Source organism: Janthinobacterium sp. Ant5-2-1 (assembly GCF_001445815.1).
In the GTDB taxonomy this organism is placed as follows: Bacteria; Pseudomonadota; Gammaproteobacteria; order Burkholderiales; family Burkholderiaceae_D; genus Janthinobacterium; species Janthinobacterium lividum_E.
This window is the reverse complement of sequence record NZ_LNCE01000072.1, coordinates 26,092-43,110: the sequence shown is the minus strand read 5'-3', so window position 1 is coordinate 43,110 and position 17,019 is coordinate 26,092. Positions and strand designations below refer to the sequence as shown.

The 17,019-nt window shown below is 64.2% G+C and carries 17 protein-coding genes; 8 read left to right on the top strand and 9 right to left on the bottom strand.

Annotated features, from left to right (window positions below):
• Positions 1-58: 58 nt before the first annotated feature.
• The 3 genes from ASN89_RS22335 to ASN89_RS22325 all read right to left on the bottom strand — a co-directional run bounded on the left by ASN89_RS22335 (position 59) and on the right by ASN89_RS22325 (position 1,839).
• Positions 59-445 carry a DUF2946 domain-containing protein gene (locus ASN89_RS22335; RefSeq protein ID WP_161911794.1) on the bottom strand — a complete coding sequence of 129 codons (387 nt, stop codon included), beginning with the start codon at positions 443-445 and terminating at the stop codon, positions 59-61.
• 36 nt (positions 446-481) lie between these two features.
• The gene (locus tag ASN89_RS22330; protein ID WP_058050803.1) at positions 482-1,075 is read right to left on the bottom strand and encodes a hypothetical protein; all 594 of its coding nucleotides are present in this window, start codon (positions 1,073-1,075) and stop codon (positions 482-484) included.
• 62 nt (positions 1,076-1,137) lie between these two features.
• Complete coding sequence (locus tag ASN89_RS22325; RefSeq protein ID WP_414842523.1) at positions 1,138-1,839, bottom strand: Crp/Fnr family transcriptional regulator; 702 nt, start codon at positions 1,837-1,839, stop codon at positions 1,138-1,140.
• Positions 1,840-1,953: 114 nt separating this feature from the next.
• On the opposite strand from ASN89_RS22325, the gene ASN89_RS22320 reads away from it, so the two are divergent.
• Positions 1,954-3,588 (top strand): acyl-CoA synthetase, encoded by a 1,635-nt coding sequence (locus tag ASN89_RS22320; protein WP_058050801.1) that lies wholly within the window; start codon positions 1,954-1,956, stop codon positions 3,586-3,588.
• A gap of 4 nt (positions 3,589-3,592) precedes the next feature.
• On the opposite strand, the gene ASN89_RS22315 is transcribed toward ASN89_RS22320, so the two are convergent.
• The 3 genes from ASN89_RS22315 to ASN89_RS22305 form a co-directional block, all read right to left on the bottom strand.
• Positions 3,593-5,008: an MFS transporter gene (locus ASN89_RS22315; RefSeq protein ID WP_058050800.1), complete on the bottom strand. Its 1,416-nt coding sequence runs from the start codon at positions 5,006-5,008 to the stop codon at positions 3,593-3,595.
• 77 nt (positions 5,009-5,085) lie between these two features.
• Positions 5,086-5,802, bottom strand: coding sequence for a ribonuclease T2 family protein (locus ASN89_RS22310; RefSeq protein ID WP_082654694.1), 717 nt, complete (start codon positions 5,800-5,802; stop codon positions 5,086-5,088).
• Positions 5,803-5,870: 68 nt separating this feature from the next.
• Positions 5,871-6,971 carry a branched-chain amino acid aminotransferase gene (locus ASN89_RS22305; RefSeq protein WP_058050799.1) on the bottom strand — a complete coding sequence of 367 codons (1,101 nt, stop codon included), beginning with the start codon at positions 6,969-6,971 and terminating at the stop codon, positions 5,871-5,873.
• Positions 6,972-7,167: 196 nt separating this feature from the next.
• Here ASN89_RS22305 and ASN89_RS22300 point away from each other — a divergent pair, with 196 nt between their 5' ends.
• The 4 genes from ASN89_RS22300 to ASN89_RS22290 all read left to right on the top strand — a co-directional run bounded on the left by ASN89_RS22300 (position 7,168) and on the right by ASN89_RS22290 (position 10,984).
• Entirely contained in the window at positions 7,168-9,681 is a 2,514-nt protein-coding gene (locus ASN89_RS22300; protein ID WP_414842522.1) for a PepSY domain-containing protein, read from the top strand.
• Between the two features lie 111 nt (positions 9,682-9,792).
• The gene (locus ASN89_RS29200; protein ID WP_070222074.1) at positions 9,793-9,978 is read left to right on the top strand and encodes a hypothetical protein; all 186 of its coding nucleotides are present in this window, start codon (positions 9,793-9,795) and stop codon (positions 9,976-9,978) included.
• Positions 9,979-10,129: 151 nt separating this feature from the next.
• Complete coding sequence (locus ASN89_RS29080; RefSeq protein WP_160309290.1) at positions 10,130-10,285, top strand: hypothetical protein; 156 nt, start codon at positions 10,130-10,132, stop codon at positions 10,283-10,285.
• Positions 10,286-10,585: 300 nt separating this feature from the next.
• Positions 10,586-10,984: a bacteriohemerythrin gene (locus tag ASN89_RS22290; protein WP_082654693.1), complete on the top strand. Its 399-nt coding sequence runs from the start codon at positions 10,586-10,588 to the stop codon at positions 10,982-10,984.
• A 3-nt stretch (positions 10,985-10,987) separates the two neighbouring features.
• On the opposite strand, the gene ASN89_RS22285 is transcribed toward ASN89_RS22290, so the two are convergent.
• The gene (locus ASN89_RS22285) at positions 10,988-11,860 is read right to left on the bottom strand and encodes a hypothetical protein (RefSeq protein ID WP_152988649.1); all 873 of its coding nucleotides are present in this window, start codon (positions 11,858-11,860) and stop codon (positions 10,988-10,990) included.
• Positions 11,861-12,197: 337 nt separating this feature from the next.
• Between ASN89_RS22285 and ASN89_RS22280 the strand changes: the two genes are divergently transcribed.
• Complete coding sequence (locus tag ASN89_RS22280; protein ID WP_161911793.1) at positions 12,198-14,432, top strand: TonB-dependent siderophore receptor; 2,235 nt, start codon at positions 12,198-12,200, stop codon at positions 14,430-14,432.
• Here ASN89_RS22280 and ASN89_RS22275 read toward each other — a convergent pair.
• Positions 14,429-15,178: a nucleotidyltransferase domain-containing protein gene (locus ASN89_RS22275; protein WP_058050795.1), complete on the bottom strand. Its 750-nt coding sequence runs from the start codon at positions 15,176-15,178 to the stop codon at positions 14,429-14,431. The genes ASN89_RS22280 and ASN89_RS22275 overlap by 4 nt on opposite strands.
• A 93-nt stretch (positions 15,179-15,271) precedes the next feature.
• Here ASN89_RS22275 and ASN89_RS22270 point away from each other — a divergent pair, with 93 nt between their 5' ends.
• Together ASN89_RS22270 and ASN89_RS22265 are read left to right on the top strand one after the other, a co-directional pair.
• A complete protein-coding gene (locus tag ASN89_RS22270; protein ID WP_082127687.1) occupies positions 15,272-15,838 on the top strand; it encodes a methylated-DNA--[protein]-cysteine S-methyltransferase in 567 nt (188 codons plus the stop codon).
• A gap of 59 nt (positions 15,839-15,897) precedes the next feature.
• On the top strand, positions 15,898-16,272 hold the full coding sequence (locus ASN89_RS22265; RefSeq protein WP_058050794.1) for a DUF1294 domain-containing protein: 375 nt from the start codon (positions 15,898-15,900) through the stop codon (positions 16,270-16,272).
• Positions 16,273-16,274: 2 nt separating this feature from the next.
• On the opposite strand, the gene ASN89_RS22260 is transcribed toward ASN89_RS22265, so the two are convergent.
• The gene (locus ASN89_RS22260) at positions 16,275-16,994 is read right to left on the bottom strand and encodes a hypothetical protein (RefSeq protein WP_058050793.1); all 720 of its coding nucleotides are present in this window, start codon (positions 16,992-16,994) and stop codon (positions 16,275-16,277) included.
• Positions 16,995-17,019: the final 25 nt, after the last annotated feature.

The following is a 17,019-nucleotide window of genomic DNA, read 5'->3' as shown; positions in this document are numbered from 1 at the left end:
ATTCCGGCCCGATGGGCGTAGTGGATACAGTTAAGACGTGGAAGGCGTGACTGGGCGTTCAGGCAGCCAAAGGCGGACCGCGCGGGCTGGCGGCCAGCCACGCGAACGGCGCCCGCGGCGCCTGGTAAAACAAGGGCGGATACAGGTCGTGACCCGTGATGACGGCCAGCGCCGATGCTGGCGAAGGCGGCAAGCCCACGCTGCCTGCATGACTCATGCAGAACGGGCAATGCTCGATGTGGTGCAGCACGGAACCGGTGGTGGATGTGGCGGCTGGCGCCAGGTCCGCCTGCTTGTAGACGGCGCCGCTGGCCGAGCAGATGTCGACGGCGGCATTGTTCGCGTTCGCATGGTGCGAGGCAAACGCATACGACAGGGACGGCGACAGCGCATTGAGCAGTATCGCCAGGCAGGCGAACCACATGTGCCACTGTTTGCGCTTCAATAAGTATCCCATGGCCCCGATTATAACGGAGTCTGGCTATCCGGGCGCCTGGCCGCGCAGGAACAGGCTGGGGCGCACGCCGGCCACGTCCACGCAAGCGTCGCAAAACGCGGGGATCGAGGCAAAACCGGAGCCGGCCGCCACTTGCGCCAGGTCGCGCTCGCCCTGTTCGCCATCGGCATCCGCTTGCGCCGCCGTGTGCAGCGCGTGCGCCAGGCGCTGTTCGCGCACCAGGCTGAGCAATGCCTCGCCCTCGGAAAACAATCGCGCCCTGGCCTTGTGCGGCGTCACTTGCCACAGGGTGGCAAGGCGCGCCGCCGTCCATTTGCCTTGCGGCGTATCGAAGATGTGCTGCGCCAGCGCCTGGCTCCAGCGCTTGCCGCCGCCGTGGCCGCCATCGGACTCATCGTCTTCCAGCGCCAGGGTGAACACGGCCGGCTTGCCCCGCCCCGGCATCACGTCACAGGCAAAGCGCAAGAAGGCGGGCACGACGAAACTGTCGCCGCTGGCCAGTTTCTTGGTGGCGATTTCATTATGCAAGGTCACAAAACCCTGGCGCACGGTGACGCGCAGCCGGAGCGGAAAGCGCAAGCCCAGCAGGTGCAAGGGATGATCGGAAACGAGGGCCATGCGTCAGGTCAATATGGTGAACGAGCCGCCAGCATGCCATACATCGCGCAAGCAGTCTGTCATCACAGCGACGCTACGCCATAACGGCGCAAGCCGTCGAGGTCGACGACGCGGATCGACTGGTAGGCGATGCTGATGAGCTTTAGTTCGGCCAGATGGCCCAGCGCCTGGTTCACGCGCTGGCGCGAAATGCCGGTCAGCAAGCCGATTTCTTCCTGCGACAGCTCAAGCACGCTGGAGGTGCGCGGATATAGCATGGGGTGGAACAGCTGCGCGATGGCTTGCGCCACTTGCGCGTCGACGGCCAGCAAGCGCTGGTTCTGGATGGTGGCGATGAATTGCCCCATGCGTTCGTTCAGCTGGCGGATGACGAAGGCGTTAAAGGAGAGGCTCTCGGCCAGCAGCAGATGAAACAGGTCCACCGGCACGAGGAGGATGCTCGATGCGCGCACGGCCACCACGTCGTAGCGGCGCAGTTCGCGCTTGAGCACGCTGCCTTCGCCGCACCAGCCGCCGGCCGGCACGCCGGAAAACGTGGCGCCGCGCCCGTCGGCATTGTAGACGGCCAGCTTGATCAAGCCCGTGTGCACGCCGATCCAGTGCGCCGACGGTTCGCCGCGCCGCGTGATGACGGCGCCCGCCTCGTAATGCTTGATCACGCTGCCGGCGCGCAACAGGGCTTGATGCCGGGGATCGAGGGCCGCGAACCAGTCGTGGCTGTCGAGTTCCGGCATCGCACGTTCTACACTATCGTTGCTATCCATTCCATCCTTCAGACCTGTCACTAAGATGACAGTGATTTTCCAGCACCGGTGCTATGCTAACCGGTATCAATCCCGAAACAGGGAGCTACAAGATTCTTTTACCAGGAGACAAGCATGACAGCTGATTTCAACACCGGCCTCGGCAAAAACAGCGCCAACTACGCCGCCCTCACCCCGCTCGACTATATCGCCAGGGCAGCCGCAGTATATGGCAATCGCCTGGCAATTGCACATGGCGCCGTGCGGCAGACGTGGCAAGAAACGTATGCGCGCACGCGCCGCCTGGCCTCGGGATTGATCAAGCTGGGCGTGGGCACGGGCGATACGGTGGCCGTGATGTTGCCGAACACGCCCGCCATGGTGGAAGCGAGCTTTGGCGTTCCCATGGCTGGCGCCGTCCTCAATGCCTTGAATATCCGCCTCGACCTGGCCTCATTGACCTTCATGCTGCGCCATGGCCAGGCGAAAGTCTTGCTGGCCGACACGGAATTTGCCGAGCTGGCGCGCCAGATGGCGGCGCAGATTCCCGGCTTGCGCGTGGTCCAGGTCAACGACGTGCTGGGGCCGGAAGTGGATTCTTTTTCCGACCTGGACTACGAAGCCTTGCTGGCCAGCGGCGACCCCGATTACGACTGGCAGCCGCCGGCCGACGAATGGGACGCCATCGCCTTGAACTACACGTCCGGCACCACGGGCGATCCGAAAGGCGTCGTCTACCACCACCGCGGCGCGGCCCTCAATGCCTTGTCGAATATATTAGAGTGGGACATGCCCAAGCATGCCGTCTACTTGTGGACCTTGCCGATGTTCCACTGCAATGGCTGGTGCTTCCCGTGGACCGTCGCCGCCCGCGCTGGCGTGAACGTGTGCCTGCGCAAATTCGAACCGAAACTCGTGTTCGACCTGATGCGCGAATTGCGCATCACCCACTATTGCGCCGCGCCCATCGTGCACGCGGCCCTGGCCAACGCGCCCGCCAACTGGCGCGAGGGCATCGATTGGACCGTGCGCGGCATGGTGGCTGGCGCGCCGCCGCCGGCGGCCATGGTGGCGAAGATCGAAGCCATGGGCTTTGACTTGATCCACTCGTATGGCTTGACGGAAGTGTATGGCCCGGCCGCCATTTGCGCCGAGCAGGACGAGTGGGCAGCGCTGTCGCAGGAAGAGCGGGCCATATTGAAATCGCGCCAGGGCGTGCGCTACCACTTGCAAAGCGCCGTCGCCGTGCTCGACCCGGACACCATGGAACCCGTGGCGGCCGACGGCGAACAGATCGGCGAGATCATGTTCCGTGGCAACATCTGCATGAAGGGTTATCTGAAGAATGAAAAGGCGACGCTGGAAGCGTTCGCGGGCGGCTGGTTCCACACGGGCGACCTTGGCGTCATGTATCCGGACGGCTATATCAAGCTGAAGGACCGCAGCAAGGACATCATCATTTCCGGCGGCGAAAACATTTCCAGCGTGGAGGTGGAAGACGCCTTGTACCACCACCCGCAAGTGCTGGCCGCCGCCGTCATCGCCCAGCCGGACGAGAAATGGGGCGAGACGCCGTGCGCCTTCGTCGAACTGCGGGAGGGCGGCACGGTGACGGAAGCGGAATTGATCGCCTTTTGCAAGAATAACCTGGCCGGTTTCAAGGTGCCGAAAGCCATTTATTTCGGTCCCCTGCCCCGTACGTCGACGGGCAAGATCCAGAAGTTCGAACTGCGCAAGCGCATGCAGTCGGACAAGGCCATCGACGTCTAGCCGTTTAGCCGCCCTTGCCGGTCAGCCACGCCGGCTGCGCCACCACCAGGCGCGAGAAGCTGGCGATGCTGGCCACGGCGGCAAACCCTGCCGCCAGGCACAGCGCATACGTCGTGCCCCGGCTGGCGGAAACCGTGAAGCAGTACGCGACGAGCGCGGCGCCCGTGGCTTGCCCGATCAGGCGCGACGTGGCCACCACGCCGCTGGCGCCGCCGGCCCGCTCGGGCGGCGCGCTGCCCATGATGGCTTTCAGATTGGGCGCCTGGAAAAAACCGAAACCGATGCCGCACAAGGCCATGCGCCAGCCGATGTCAAAAACGCTGGGGTGCGCCGGTATCCACACGAGGGTCAGCAAGCCGCCGGCCAGCGCCGCCAGGCCGATGCCACCCAGCACGCCCGGCGAATAACGGTCGCTCAGGCGTCCGGCCACGGGCGCCATCACGGCCACCAGCACGGCCCACGGCGTCATCAAAAACCCCGTCTCGACGGGCGAACGGCCCAGTGTCATTTCGAAATAGAATGGCAGAGACACAAACGCCAGCCCCTGCGCGGCGAACGTGCAGATGGCCGTCAGCGACGACAGCAGGAATAATGGACGGCGAAACAGGTCGATCGGCAGCATGGGCGCCGCATGCCCCGCCTGGCGGCGCAGCAGCAACACAAAGAAGACCGCCACGGCCACCAGTTCCGGCAGCAAGGTCGACAGGGCCGCGTGATGGGCCGCATCGCCAAACAGCAGGATCAGCAAGCCAAAAGCGCCCACGTTGTACAGCGCCGTGCGCGCATCCAAGGTGTGACCGGACAGTTTTGTCGCCGGCAGCATGCGGCTGGCGAGGAAAAAACCGGCCACGCCCAGCGGCACATTGATGGCGAACAGCCACGGCCACGAGGCCGTCGCCAGGATCAGCGAGGCGGCCGTGGGCCCGATGGCGAACGCGACGGCCACCACCAGCGCATTGTTGCCAAACGCGCGACCCAGCAAATGCTTCGGATACAGGGTGCGCAGCAGCGCCGTGTTGACGCTCATCATGGCGCTGGCGCCGACGCCCTGGAACAGCCGCGCCACCACCAGCGACGGCAAGGACCAGGCCAGCGCGCAAGCGAGCGAGGCCAAGGTAAACAGAAACATGCCGGAGATGAACACCCGCCGGTAGCCGGCGATTTCTCCGAGCGCCGAGAACGGCAGCAGGGTCGCCACCATGGCCAGCTGGTACACGTTCACGATCCAGACGGAGGCAGCCGGCGTCGTGTGCAGCTCGCTGGCGATGGCCGGCAAGGCCGTGTTGGCGATGGCCGTATCGAGCGAGGCCATGCCCACGCCGATGGCCAGCGCCAGCATGGCCCATAAACGGGCGCCCGGCGGCAAGCCGTCCTCGCCCACCATGACGGCTTGCGTTTGCCACTGCCTAGTCTGCTGCATAAACTACCTGTTCATCTTGCTGATCCGGGCAATACACTAGCATGGATGGACGGACTCTGCCGGGCAGGCAAGCGCCATTACTTCTGGCAGTCGATCACTTTAAAATCTTTCGAATAGCAGATGCGCAATTCACCCGAATGCTTTTCATAGCCGAGCCAGCGGCCTTTCAGCTGCGGGTTGTGCTGTTTCATCCACTGGAACAGCTCGTTCTTTGGCATGGTGGAGTCCGGCAGCTTCAAGGCTTGGAACAGCTCCCGTTCCTTCTCGAAATATTCCTTCGCCGTATCGAAATCGCAGGCGCCATGCTTTTCCCATTCGCCCTGCAGCAAGGCTTCGCCCGGCTGCATGCACATGTAGGGCAGGATGTCCGACGGCGCCAGTTTCGGCAGATTGCCCTTGCAGTAGCGCGGATGCATGTCCGTCTTGCGCGGCGGCGTCACGGAAATGTCTTCGCACGTGGAGGGATTGTTCGACTGCGCCCACAGGCCATGCACGATCCAGCCAAACTGGTTGCTCTCGGCGCATTGGAAGGCAGCCTTTTTCGACACGGCGCCACGGCGGCGCTGGCTATCGCAAAAGCCCGGCGACCACGACAGCGCCAGCATGAAGTAATCGGTGGGCACGGTGGTGCTTTGCTTGTAGCACGTGTTTTTCTCGTCCGACGGTTTCACGTCGTAATCGTAATAGCTGACGTTGCGCGGAATGGCGCAGCTGGCGTCGGCCGCGTGGACGGCGCCAGCGGACAGGCTGAGGAAAACGGCGGCCAGCGCGGGCAAGACAGAGCGAATTTTCATCGTAATTCCTTCAAGATATAAAAACGCCGGCAACTGGGTGCCGGCGCGGTATCAGTCAAACGTGTACATCAGCAAACTTTATGCATCCAGCCATGCGTATCGGCCGCCGTGCCATGCTGCAAGCCCAGCAACGCTTCGCGCAGGGCCAGGGTGACGGCGCCGTTTTCATTGTTGTTGATGGTCATTTCAAAGCCGTTGGCCTTGGCCACGCCCACCGGCGTGATGACAGCGGCCGTGCCGCAGGCGAACACTTCGGTCATGCGGCCCGAGGCGATGTCGTCGCGCCATTGCTGGACGGACAATTTACGCTCTTCCGTCGCATAGCCCAGGTCTTTTGCCATTTCCAGCAGGCTGCGGCGGGTGATGCCTGGCAGCAAGGTGCCCGTCAGCTCCGGCGTCACGACGGTGATCTTCTCGCCATCCTTGTAGACGAAGAACAAATTCATGCCGCCCATTTCCTCGATGAATTCGCGGTGCACGGCGTCGAGCCACACGACCTGGTCGCAGCCCTTTTCTTGCGCTTGCGACTGGGCCATCAAGCTGGCCGCGTAGTTGCCCGCGCACTTGGCTTCACCCGTGCCGCCCGGCGCGGCGCGCACGAAGTCTTCGCTGATCCATACGGTGACGGGTTTGACGCCTTTCGGGAAATAGGCGCCGGCCGGCGAGGCGAACAGCACGAACAGGTATTCTTCCGATGGACGCACGCCCAGGTAAGGATCGGTGGCGATCATCAGCGGACGCATGTACAGGCTCTCGCCGGTGTTCTTCGGCACCCAGTTGCGGTCTTGCGAAATGAGCGCGTCGCCCGCTTCCAGGAACAGCTCGACAGGAATGGCCGGCATGGCCAGGCGCGCGGCGCTGCGGTTGAAGCGCTCGGCATTCTGTTCCGGACGGAAAGTCTTGATGCTGCCGTCCGGCTGGGCAAACGCCTTGTAACCTTCGAAGATGGCCTGGCCGTAGTGCAGGGACGAGGCGGACGGGTCCAGCATCAGCGGGCCGTAGGCTTTCAGTTCGCCCTGCTGCCACTTGCCGTCGCGGTAAGGAATCACCACCATGTGGTCGGTGAAGATGCGGCCAAAGGCGGGATTGACCATGCGCGCGGCGCGCTCGGCGTCGGACAAGGGGTGGGCGGACGGGGTGACGACGAGATTCGGTGTGGAAGTGGTCATGGCAGCAATGGGAACTAGTGAACAGTATCCCTATTGTAGCGCCTATGGCGCCCGATCAGGCAAACGAGGGTGGCCCCCGCCACGTGACAACAGGGCGGCATCATTTGCGAATGATTCTCGTTTGCGTTAAAATATCAGCCTTCCTTCTTCCCCGCCATGCCTGACGTCCTGCATGGCGGCGCTATCGAAAGCCGCCATGACCAGTTCCTCCCTCCCCCAGTTGCGCGCCAGCACCGACGCCGTGCCCGCGATGCACCAGCTTGCCGCTACGCAAAAACAGCGGCGCTGGCACTGGAGCTGGAAGCAGGTATGGTTTCAATTGCACTGGTTCATCGGCATCACGGCCGGCACGGTGCTGGTGATCATTGGCCTGAGCGGCGCCACCCTGGCCTTCAAGGATGAATTGCTGGACCTCATGAACCCAGGCGTGCGCCATGTCGCCGTGGAAACCCTCGCCCCGCTGACGCCTGCCCAGCTGAGCAACATTGCCGCTGCCGAACACGGCCAGCGCGTGGCCTCGATCACCATGTATGCGCAAGCGGGCACGGCGCCACGCCTGTTCTTCGCGCCGAAGAACGGCCAGCGGCGCGGCGAGTCCATCTATGTGCATCCGTACACGGGCGCGACCCAGCCTGCTTTGACCGGTGCGGAATTTTTCGAGTGGACGGAATCGCTGCACCGCTGGCTGCTGCTGCCGCGCGATCCGGGTCGGCAAGTGGCGGGCGCGCTGGCCCTGTGCCTGCTGGGGTTAGCCCTGTCCGGCCTGTATCTGCGCTGGCCCCGCCGTCCGCTGGACTGGCGCACCTGGCTGACCTTCGATCCCGCCCTGAAGGGCCGTTCCTTTTTGTGGAATCTGCACGCCGTGGCCGGCACCTGGTGCCTGGTCGTCTACGTGGCGCTGACCCTGACGGGCATTTACTGGAGCTATGATGTGGTGCGCGACAATATCGACGCCTGGGCCGGCAAGCCGCCGAGGATGGCACAGGCACCCGCGAAAAAAGGCGGCGGCAAGGAGCAGGCGCCCGCCGTCGACATCGGCCTGGCCTGGACCAGCTTCCAGCAGCACGCCGCCGGCTGGACCCTGGCCAGCGTGCGCCTGCCCACGCGCGCCGGCGAAGCCGTGCAATTCACGTGGCTGGCCAGCGATGCGCCGCACGAGCGGGCGCGCAGCCGCATGAGCATTGCACCGGCCGACGGCACGGTGACGGAAAACGAGCCGTACAGCCAGCAGGGGTTCGGTGCGCGTCTCGTCAACATCATTTATCCGCTACACATGGGCACGTATTTTGGTTTGCCAGGCCGCATCATCGTTACCTTGGCCAGCCTGGGCCTGCCCCTGTTCGCCGTCACGGGCTGGATGCTGTACCTGGGCCGCCGCAAGGCAAAACGGGCTGTGCAGGCGCAGCGCGCCATGCTGGGCGCCGGCGCGCCGGGCAAGACGGACACAGGTTTACCTACCCTCGTCGCCTACGCCAGCCAGTCGGGCCAAGCCGAGCGCCTGGCCCTGGAAAGCGTGCGCGCCCTGCAGCAGGCCGGAGTGGCCGTCAACGTGCAGTCGCTGGACCGGTTTGATCCCGCGCAATTGCGCCAGTACGAACGGGCCCTGATCGTTGCCAGCACCTTTGGCGAAGGCGAGGCGCCGGACGGCACGCGCCGCTTCGCGCGCCTGCTGCAAACAACAGCCGGCACGCCGCTGGCGGGCCTCGAATTTGGCATGCTGGCCCTGGGCGACCGCCATTACAGCGCCTTCTGCGGCTTCGGTCATGCGCTGGCGCAACAATTGCAGGCGCTGGGCGCCACGCCCTTGTTCCCCCTGATCGAAGTCGACAAGCACGACCCCGCCGCCCTGGCCGACTGGTCCACAGCACTGGCACGCTGCAGCGGCAGCGCCATCGATGCCATCGGCGTGCAGGAAGAAGCGTCTTATGCCGAGTGGCGCCTGGCGCGCCGCGTGCTGCTCAACCCTGGCAGCCTGGGCGGCGAATTGCATGAAATCACCTTGACGGGCCCGGCCGGCGCCACCTGGGAAGCGGGCGCACTGGCCGAAATCATCGCCTGCAATACCGATGGCAGCGATGGCGATGCAGATAATGCCCACCACGCGCCCCGCAGCTATTCGCTCGCTTCCTTGCCATCCGATGGCGAACTGCAATTGCTGGTGCGCCAGGAACGCCATGCGGGCGAGGCAAACCAGGGCCATGGCCTCGCTTCCGGCTGGTTGACCCGTTTCGCCCCGCTGGGCAGCCCCATCCGCCTGCGCCTGCAAGCCAATCCCGCCTTCGCGCCCGCCTTGGTCGACGTGCCCTGCATTTATATCGGTAATGGTTCCGGCCTGGCCGGCCTGCGTGCGCATTTACGCGCGCGCCAGCGGGCGGGGCTGGCCCGCAACTGGCTGCTGTTTGGCGAACGCCAGCAAGCTTTTGACAGCGTCTGCGGCGCGGAGTTGCAAGGCTGGCTCGACGCTGGCCACCTGGCGCGTCTGGACAGGGTCTTTTCGCGCGATGGTGAAACCCGGCAATACGTGCAAGACCGCCTGCGCGCCAACGCGAATGAACTGCGCGACTGGCTGGCGCAAGGCGCCATTGTCTACGTGTGCGGCAGCCTGCAAGGCATGGCCACAGGAATCGATGCTGTACTGCAAGAAGTGCTGGGCCAGGATGGCGTCGACGCCCTGCTGGCGGCCGGACGCTACCGCCGCGACGTGTATTGATCTGGCTCAGCCGATTACCAGCACGGCCCGGCTATGTGGGCAGGCGCACAGTCAGCGCCGCCCATCGGACTAGAGTGTAGGCATTCCCACCCACTGTCTGCGAGGCTAGCCATGAAAAACCCCTGGATGAGCATGTACCTGAGCGCCGCCAACCGCATCGCCAACACGGCGCGCGGCCACGCGACGGCCGCCGTCAAGCGTGAGGCGGCAAAAAATACGCGACAGTTGACGCAAGTGTGGTTCGATTCCTTCCTGCCCGCGGCGGGCAAGCCACGGCGCAGCCGCAAGGCCAAATAGGCCCCTGGCAGCAGGCGAACTGGTGCAGTGCATCACAGCAATAAGTTGAAGTTACGACCAGGTGAACTAAACTGCAAGCATGGTAGTACATAAGGAAGTGACCGGCAGGCGCCGCATCCCCGCGCCGCCGCCGGGACACCGGGAGACGACCATGTTGACGCTCAAAGTGCTGGCCTGCCTTGCCCTGTCGGCCCTGATGCTGGCACCCCTTGTATTGAGGGATACGATGCAGCTATCCGCCGGGCAGCAGTTGCAGGTACCGAATGTCGATGCACAAGCCCTATGGGCCCACTGGCCCAAGCATTAATAATACGGGCGGCTGAGAAAACGCCGCTGGCGGCGTTGCCGTGCCTAGTCGTACATTCGTACTGCCTTCGGCACGGCGCCTTGCCAGCAACGTTTTTCAGCGGCGCTCGGTAGTGACGTTCACATTCAAAAACCGCGTTGTTGCCGGTGGGAATTTGTTTTCTTCACCGATCAGTTTTTCTAGTTTTCCTCAAACGCTCTCCACTACACATTTGATCCAGGTCATGGATTTCTCTCTTCGCTGCGTCCACACTGGAACAGTCCGCTTCGCACCGTGACGGACTTAACCGGGAGCATCGGCATGGGTAAATCGCATTGGAAGGATGAGATGGCGCTGGGTGTTCCCGTCATCGACGAGGCGCATGAGGCGCTGTTTCAGGAGCTGGTGCGGCTGCAGCAGTTGGGCGACCAGCATTTCAGCGTGGCGTTTCGCGAGCTGATTGCGGCCGTCGAACGCGATTTTCGCGAGGAGGAGGATTTGATGGAAGAAATCGCCTTTCCCTCGCTGGCCAACCACCGCGAACAGCATGCCCGTGTGCTCAGCGGCCTGCACCATGCTTGGGCCGCCGTCGATGAAGGCGATCTGGAACAGGGCCGCCATGCGCTGTCGCTCTTGCCGCAATGGCTGATCTTTCACCAGGCCACCATGGACCTGGCCCTGGCGGCGGCGCTGGAACTGGTGCAGCGCCAGCCCAACTAGTTTCTACAGCAGCAACACCGTCGCCTGCTCGGGCATGACCACGCGGTAGTGTCCCGGGTATTTGTCTTCACCGTCGAAAATCTTGCAAAACACGGGCTGGTTGATGTCGTTGACGGCCGCCTCGTTCATGGGCAAGGTGGCGATCAATTGCTCGCCATCCATCAACTGCAAGGCGCTGCCCCGCTCGGCTGCGCAAAAGGCCAGCGATTGCACGTCGCTGGCGAACGGCCGCTTGTACCACGGCGTAATGGCCCGCACGGCGCGCCGGGCGTCGCGCAAGACTTGTCCCACGCGCGTGACGTTCCACGCATCGCGCGCCACGGCGGGCTGCAGGACGATATTCGCCGTCAGCTCGCCCCTGCCCTTGTTCACCAGGAAAGTGCCATCCTGCGCGGCGATGTCATCGTTGAGCGGCACGACAAACACGCCGCCGTCGGACACCTTGATCGGCATGGGCGCGCCATTGCCTTGCAAGGCCACGCGCACGTCGTCGATGGTAGCGCTCAGCTTGGCAGGAATCAGGCGCAGGGCCATGACCACGCTGCCGCTCGACACTTGCCACACTTTCCTGGCCGTCAGATAGCTTTCGCGGTAAGCCGTGAAGCGCACGCGCGGCGCCTTGGCGTCGCTGTTGGCAGTGATCGTCACCGTTTGCGGTGGCAAGTCTTCGTCTGCTGGCACCGGTACCGCTGGCGCTGACGCTGCGGATGTGGCCGGCGCAAGGGGTGGCGATACGGGTGGCGATACGACGGCGGCGGCGGGCGGCACGCTGGCGCTCTGCAGCGGCGCGGGAACAGCCGGCGGCGGCGCGTGTTCCTGGGCCTGGCCCAGCGACACGACACACAACCATCCGGCACAAGCGATCCATGTACGCATGCATTTCTTTCAGTGAGGAAAATATTTTGTCAGCGCCTGCATTATCGCAGAAGGCCAGCCGATGCGCCGCCACTAGCCTGCCCGCACTCCTGCCTGCACTCTTTCGGTGCGTACGCTTGATTATTTGGCAAATATCACTTATATTGATAATGATTCTTATTTACAAAACAAGCAAGAATCGCGCGCCTTTCTTTTCCACTGCCCGACCGCGCCGGGCCTTGCGGTGGAACTGCTATCCAAGCCAGACCACGGGCCAGCGTCACGCCATCCCCCAGCTACTGCGCACCTCGCCAGACGAGATAGGAACACTCACGACTAAAAATATTCCAGGAAAATGATGCAATCAACGACAGTCCTCTCTTCTTCGCGCCAGCCCGCCTTGCGCCCCCTCCCCCATCTGTTACACATCAGCTTGCTCAGCCTTGCCGCCGGCGTGGTTTTGCCCGCACAGGCTGCCGACGCCGCCGCGGCCGACGTCACCATGCCGGCCGTCACCGTACTGGGCCAGTCGACGGCTACGACGGAAGGGACGCAGTCGTACACGGCAGGCGAAGCGCGCAGTGCCACGCGCATGGAGCTGACCCTGCGCGAAACGCCGCAATCGGTCAGCGTCATCACGCGCCAGCTGCTCGACGACTTGGGCGCCGTACGCCTGGACCAGGCGCTGGCGCAGACAACGGGCATCCAGGTGGGCCAGAACGACACGGAACGCACGCGGTTTTATGCGCGCGGCTTCGGCATCAACAATCTCCAGATCGACGGCATGGCGCGCGGCGGCAATGCGCCGCTGCAAGACACGATTTTGTACGACCGCATCGAGGTTGTGCGCGGCGCCACCGGCTTGATGGGCGGCAAGGGCGATCCATCGGCCACCATCAATATGATACGCAAGCGGCCAACGAAAACCTTCCAGGCCAGCGCCGGTCTCATCATGGGCCGCTGGGATGACCAGCGCTTCGAAGCCGACCTGTCAACGCCGCTGAACGCGGAGGGCAGCGTGCGTGCGCGCACTGCCCTGGCCTGGCAAAAACGCGATTCCTACCTGGACATGTATCACGAACGCAAGATGGTCGGCATGGTCATCGTCGAGGCGGACTTGCGCCCCGGCACCCTGCTGACGGCCGGTGTCGACTTCCAGGACAACAAGCCCACGGGCGCTACCTGGGGCGCCGTGCCCTACTGGAACGCGGACGGCAGCCTGGCCAACTTGCCGCGCAACACCAGCCTCACGACGCCATGGAGCACCTGGGCCAACAAGCAGCACACGCTGTTCACGTCGCTGGACCAGCGCCTGCCCGGCAACTGGAATATGCACCTCGGTTATGCGCGAACGGAAAGCACGAACCGCACCACGGTCGCCTATGCGGGTGGCGGCCATCCCGACCCGGCCACGGGCAAAGGCATGCTCCTGTGGACGGGCGCCTATGGGCCAGGCAAGACCATCAACGACAATTTCGACCTGTACGCCAGCGGCCCGTTCACCTTGCTGGGGCGCAAGCATACGGCCATCATCGGCTGGAACGGCGGCAACCAGCGCGCCCGCTCGCTGGGTGGCGAGGCGGACATCGATTACCCGGCCTTCGTTCCCGATTACCGCAGCTGGACGGGCAACATTCCCCGCCCCGTCTTCCATCCGGACGGCTCGCACACGGAAGCCGTCACGCGCCTGGCGGGCGGCTATGTAGCCACGCGATTGAGCCTGGCCGATCCCCTGCATGTCATCATCGGCGCGCGCAGCAGCAGCTACCGCACGGATACGCGCAACTACAACACGCAGGGCATGTACACGGGCAGCAGCGACCTCGTGGAGACGCGCAATGAAGTGACGCCTTATGTGGGCGCCGTGTTCGACATCAACAAACAGTATTCGGCCTACGCCAGCTTCACGCAGCTGTTCAATCCGCAGACGAGCAAGGACCGCAACAACCAGTTCCTGGCGCCGGAAACGGGCGACAATGCGGAACTGGGCGTCAAGGGCGAATTCTATGAAGGCAAGCTGAACGCGTCGGCGGCCCTGTTCCACACGAAGAAAAAGAACCTGGCGGAGCTCGACCGCACGGTGCCGCCCGGCTTCTTGCTGCCCGATGGCGGCCAGGCCATGGTGGCCAATGGCGCCGGCGTGACGGCCAAGGGCGTCGAGTTCGACGTCTCCGGCCAGATCACGCCCGCCTGGGAAGCGAGCGGCGGCTATACCTATCTGCACGCGGCCGAGGCCGATGGCCGCCGCGCCGCCACCACGCAGCCGCGCCACTTGCTGCGCCTGGCCACCAGCTACCGTTTCGACGGCAAGCTGGCCGGATTGAGGGCGGGCGCCAGCATGACGGCGCAAAGCGCCACCTACAGCGAGTCGTGGTACGGCCGCCCGCCATCGGGCGAGATCACGAATATCCCGCAAGCCGGTTATGCGCTGGTCAACGCCATGGCCAGCTACGCGCTCAACCGGCACGCCAGCGTGCAACTGAACGTGAATAACCTGCTCGACAAAAAGTACTACCGTAACGTGGGCTTCTTCGACGGCGTGTTCTGGGGCGAGCCGCGCAACATCAGCCTCTCCGTGCGCACGGCTTTCTAAGCACGCCAGTGCGCGGGCGCCGGCAGGGTAAATCCTTCCAGCAAGGGGCCGCCCACGGGCGCCAGCACGGCGGCGACGACTTGCTCGAAGGCACGCTGGCCGGCTGGCAAGTCGGCCGCCGCCAAGCGCAAGGCGCCGTCGAGCTGCGCGGCGATGGCGGCGTCGAACGCCTGCAGGCGCCGGAACAAATGCTTGCCACCGCCGCTCCATTCGCCGGCCGCGCGCAAGTGCAGGTCCGCCAGCGCTTCGTACAGCTGGCAAGCGACCGCCAGCGACTCGCCCGGGTGCGTGCTGTCGACCAGGTCTTCCAGCGCGGTGGTGATGGCGTAGCGGCGGCGCTGCAGGTTTTCCACGTCGAGCACGGGCGGGCCAGCCGTATCAATGGCGTGCGCCAGCGCATGCAGCCGGGCGTAGGCATCGCCGGAGGCGAGGATGTTTTCCCCTTCGACCACCATCATCGCCAGCGGCACTGTCCCGCGGGGCGCATCCATCTCATGGCAGAAATACGTGAACGTGGCCACGTCGTGCCCGAACAGTTCCACCGTGCGCCCTTCGGTCACGAGCGTGTCGCGCCAGGCGCAATCGACGTGGTCGAACAGCAGCAGCAGGTCGATATCGGAAGTGGCCGTTTGCCGGCCCGTGGCGAACGAGCCGCCGATGATGGCCGCCACGGCCGAAGGATAGCGTTCGTGCACCAGCCGCAGGGCAATCGCGCGGATATCGTCATAAGTGGGGATCGTCGTCAAAGCCTGTGCTCCATGCCGAAAACGCCATCCTACACGCAATATGCGGCATGCCGCCATCCTGCTACACTGGCGCCATCTGACCGAGGAACAAACATGGAATACGACTGCATCGTGGTGCCCTCGCCCGTGGGCGAGCTGACCCTGGTGGCGCGCGGCGCGGCCCTGACCGCCATCCTGTGGGAAAACGACAAGCCGAACCGCGTGCGCCTGGGCGCGATGCGCGTCGATGACGGTTGCGCCGTGCTGCAGGAAACGGCGCGCCAGCTGGCTGAATATTTCGCCGGCACGCGCCAGCAATTCGACGTGCCGCTCGATTTTGCCGGCACGCCATTCCAGCAGGAAGTCTGGCGCGCGCTGCTGACCATACCGTACGGCCAGACGCGCAGCTATGGCGAGATCGCGCGCCAGATCGGCCGCCCCGCCGCCGTGCGCGCCGTGGGCGCCGCCAACGGCAAGAATCCCATTTCCATCATCGCCCCCTGCCACCGTGTCATCGGCGCTACGGGCGAGTTGACGGGTTTTGCGGGCGGCCTGCATGCCAAGGAAACGTTATTGGCGCTGGAAGGCATTTCCCTGTCCAGCGACCGCGAAGCGCTGAAGACGGGCCACGCCCGCCGCCGCGCCGTGCACGTCGATACGGCGCAAGGCTGCTTGTTTTAAGCGGCGGCATCGCTCCCCTTGTGGGATACTGACGCCCTCCGCTCAAGCAAACACATCCTATGCCCTATCTTGTCATCCTGTTCTTTGTCATCCTGTATTTGCTGGCCACGTTCTTTTTCCACATCCCCGCCGTTGTCGCCCTCGCGTATGGCGTGCTGAGCCTCGGCTGCTTCGTTGCCTATGCCATCGACAAATCCGCCGCCAAGGAGGGTCGCTGGCGCACGTCGGAACGCACTCTGCTGCTGCTGGGATTGTTGTGCGGCTGGCCTGGCGCCGTGCTGGCCCAGCAATGGCTGCGCCACAAGTCCAGCAAGCGCTCGTTCCGCATGCTGTTCTGGATTACGGTCGCCATCAATATCGGCGCTTTCGTGTATTTCAGCATGCATTATGCGGCGCCCGATATCGGCACCGAGGTGGCGCCGATCGAGCTGTAGGCTTACTCGCCCAGCAGGCGCAGCGATTCCAGCCAGTCCGCCTTCCACTCGCGCAGCAAGGGCTGCGTGGCGAAGGCCTTTTTCAGGTGCGCCATCGGCACGCGGTGCACGTCGTGCAAGCCGAACGCCAAGGTCACGGGATGCCACAGGTGGCTGTTCTTACCGCCACGCGAATTCTTGCGCACGCGCGCGCCATCGTCGCCAAAAATGCCCACGCCACTGGCCAGTCCCTGGTCCAGGTCGACCTTGCCCACGCCGGCAAAGGCCATCAAAATCTGCTCGCGCCCCAAGCCCTTCAAGGCGCTGGGCAGGACGACGGGCGCCTTCTCCGCCGTTTCCTCGGCCGGCTGCGGATGCCGCAGCTCCTTGAGCAAACGCAAAAGATCGCGCTCCTGGAAATGCAAGCCGTCCAGCGGCACGCGCAAGCCCTGCCCTTTCAGTTCGATGGGGAGATTGCCCGAGTCGCGCGTAAAACGCAGCCATACGTCGCCGGCGCCCGAGGCCAGGTGCTGTTTGTCCTCGATAAACACGACGGGCGCCGCATAGCGCATCACGCCGTCATGGAACAGCTCGGCCCATGCTTCGCTGCAATCGAGCCAGACAAACGGCAAGCCGCCCTGCTCCAGCAAGCGCGCCAGGGTCCACGGGGAGCCCGTCTGTTCGGCCAGCCAGGCGCAGGCTTCAAGTGCGGTAGCGCGATATGGCAAAGGGTGGGAGGTCATGGCAAATCCGTCGATAAAAGTGGAG